Below are 2751 nucleotides of genomic sequence, written 5' to 3'. Positions count from 1 at the left end.
TAATGTCGTTCGGTATTCATCGTCTCTGGAAACGGTTCGCCATACAATGCAGCGGGGTACGGAGGAGACAAAAAGTGTTTAATCAGCTTGCTTACGTAAAAAAGCTGGAATATCTAAGTAATCTAGTTCTTTACTATTCTGTGAATTTTGCTCATTTACTACTTTTGCTGTAATTTTATTTTCTTGATATATTGGAGATATATTGTGTGAATGGTTACGATAACAATTATCTATCAATGTTTGATTACTTTGTTTATTAGTAACTAAGGTTATTTCTTGGCGCTTATCCATACCCATACCTATACCAGTTGCTACAACAGTTACGCGTAGTTCTTCATTCATATTAGGATCAAGTGAAGTACCAATTACTACAGTAGCATTATCAGAAGAGAAGGAACGGATAGTATTACCAACTGTTTCAAATTCATCGAGACGTAAATCAAAGCCTGCAGTAATATTCACTAATACACCACGAGCCCCGGATAGATCAATATCTTCTAATAGAGGACTGGAAATAGCTATTTCTGCTGCTTCTTCCGCACGAGCTTCCCCAGAAGCGACACCAGAACCCATCATAGCATAGCCCATTTCAGACATAACAGTACGAACGTCAGCGAAATCTACGTTCATTAATCCTGGTCGGGTAATCAGCTCAGCTATACCCTGTACTGCGCCTTTGAGTACGCTATTAGCAGCACTAAAAGCATCTAATAATGAAATTCCCCGTCCTAATACTTTTAGTAACTTGTCGTTAGGAATAGTGATGAGAGAATCTACATGCTTAGATAGTTCAGCGATACCTTGTTCAGCGAATGCCATACGTTTCTTACCTTCAAAATTAAAAGGTTTTGTTACTATAGCTACAGTAAGAATACCGATTTCTTTAGCGATTTCTGCTACTACTGGTGCAGCTCCTGTGCCAGTACCACCACCCATACCAGCCGCAAGAAATATCATATCAGCACCTTCTAAAACATCACGTAATACTTCACGATCTTCCTCCGCAGAGTTTCGTCCTACTTCAGGATTAGCACCAGCACCCAAACCCTTAGTAATACTACTACCTATTTGTATCGTCTGAGCAACTGTTGTTTTACGTAATGCCTGGGCATCAGTATTAATGGCAAAAAAATCTACACCTTCAATACGTTCACGTACCATATGCTCAACAGCATTGCCACCACCCCCGCCGACGCCTATTACTTTTATTACCGCATTATTAGTAAATTCTATTGGTTCAAACATAGTTTATCTCCATTAGTCTAGTAACAACTAAAATTCTTTCCGTAGCCAGCAGCTAATGCGTTTAAGCCATGTGCTAACCAAAGTGTTTTTTGTTGCTTTAAGCTCACCACTCAGATGATAATCTTTACCGTAATGTAGTAACCCAACAGCCGTTGCATAGTCAGGTTCCTGAGAATAATCGGTTAAGCCTGTGATATTCAGTGGCTGCCCGATGCGTACCTGAGTGTGGAAGACCTGTTGTGCACAAGCAGCTAAGCCCTTAATTTGAGCTGCCCCACCAGTTAACACAATACCAGCAGCTAGATGATGCTTTACTCCTTGCTGGCTAAGCTGTTCTTGTAATTGCAAAATTTCTTTTTTTACTAAATGAAGTAATTCCGTATAACGCGGTTCAATAATATCAGCTAATGTTTTGCGCTGTAGGTTACGTGACGGATGTCCTCCAACACTTGGTACTTCTACACTTTCATCTTTGCTTACTATTGTACCTAGTGCACAGCCATAACGAACTTTAATTGCTTCGGCATCTATAGGGGGAGTACCTAAAGCGTAAGCAATATCACTAGTAACTATATTACCTGCATATGGTATGACTTTTGTATGACGTAAAGCTCCATCTGTATAGATAGCTATATCCATAGTACCACCACCGATATCTACTACACAGACGCCTAACTCACGTTCGTCATCTGTTAGCACCGCATAACTAGATGCTAATCCGGCAAAAATAAGTCGGTCAACTCTTAACTGACATCGTTCAACAGCTTTAACCATATTCTTTGCCATATCATTATGACACGTAATGAGATGAACTTTAGCTTGTATTCGAACTCCCGATAAACCTACTGGATTTTTAATGCCTTCTTGGTAATCAATGTCGTAGTCTTGGGGGATTACATGTAAAATACGGTGTTCATCACGCACACGTACTGATTTAGCAGTATGTACAACATTTTCTACGTCTTCTAGAGTAACTTCTTCTTCTGAAAGAGGAACGATGCCTATTTCATTTTGGCAGCTAATATGTTTACCAGATAATGCCAGATAGACAGAAGAAATATGGCAATCAGCCATTAACTCAGCTTGATCAATAGCACGTTGTACACACTTAACTACTGATTCCAAATCAGTCACACCACCTTTGTCCATACCACGAGATGGACAACTACCTACCCCAATAATATTTATTATACCATCAGGAAAAATATCTCCTACTAGTGCAGCTACTTTTGCCGTACCGATATCTAATCCTACCACCAGTTTCTTGTCCATAGCCTTAATCATGTTTATTTTGCCTATGCGTGATTCAATTACTAATTGTTTTATTTCGAATCGATAAAAGCTGGTGCCCAGCCTACAGCTAAACCTGATTGATATCGTAAATCAATATAACTAATATGTTTATTATCTTTACAAGTATGCTGAAGCAGAATGGGATATATATCGATAAATCGCTGCAAGCGCTGGTTTATATCCTTATTACCTAATTTTAGTTTAAGATCATTT

At 39.0% G+C, this 2751-nt stretch carries 3 protein-coding genes and 1 pseudogene; 1 reads left to right on the top strand and 3 read right to left on the bottom strand.

Annotated features, from left to right (window positions below):
* Nucleotides 1-83, top strand: a pseudogene (locus tag CEX73_RS02140) (class I SAM-dependent methyltransferase); the annotation flags it as partial.
* Here CEX73_RS02140 and ftsZ read toward each other — a convergent pair.
* The 3 genes from ftsZ to CEX73_RS02125 all read right to left on the bottom strand — a co-directional run.
* Nucleotides 79-1245: a cell division protein FtsZ gene (gene ftsZ / locus CEX73_RS02135; RefSeq protein WP_101626955.1), complete on the bottom strand. Its 1167-nt coding sequence runs from the start codon at nucleotides 1243-1245 to the stop codon at nucleotides 79-81. The pseudogene CEX73_RS02140 and the gene ftsZ sit on opposite strands and share 5 nt — an antisense overlap.
* 27 nt (nucleotides 1246-1272) lie before the next feature.
* Nucleotides 1273-2529 carry a cell division protein FtsA gene (ftsA, locus tag CEX73_RS02130; protein WP_101626954.1) on the bottom strand — a complete coding sequence of 419 codons (1257 nt, stop codon included), beginning with the start codon at nucleotides 2527-2529 and terminating at the stop codon, nucleotides 1273-1275.
* Between the two features lie 38 nt (nucleotides 2530-2567).
* The coding region (locus CEX73_RS02125) for a cell division protein FtsQ/DivIB (RefSeq protein WP_260081219.1) at nucleotides 2568-2751 on the bottom strand (184 nt) is incomplete at its 5' end.

The sequence above is a fragment of the Candidatus Palibaumannia cicadellinicola genome (genome assembly GCF_002855795.1).
Classification (GTDB): Bacteria; Pseudomonadota; Gammaproteobacteria; order Enterobacterales; family Enterobacteriaceae; genus Baumannia; species Baumannia cicadellinicola_C.
This window is presented reverse-complemented; position numbering and strand designations above follow the sequence as displayed.

Coding starts and splice junctions, on each gene's coding strand:
- ftsZ (WP_101626955.1), bottom strand. CDS start 1,245: ATGTTTGAACCAATAGAATTTACTAATAATGCGGTAATAAAAGTAATA.
- ftsA (WP_101626954.1), bottom strand. CDS start 2,529: ATGATTAAGGCTATGGACAAGAAACTGGTGGTAGGATTAGATATCGGT.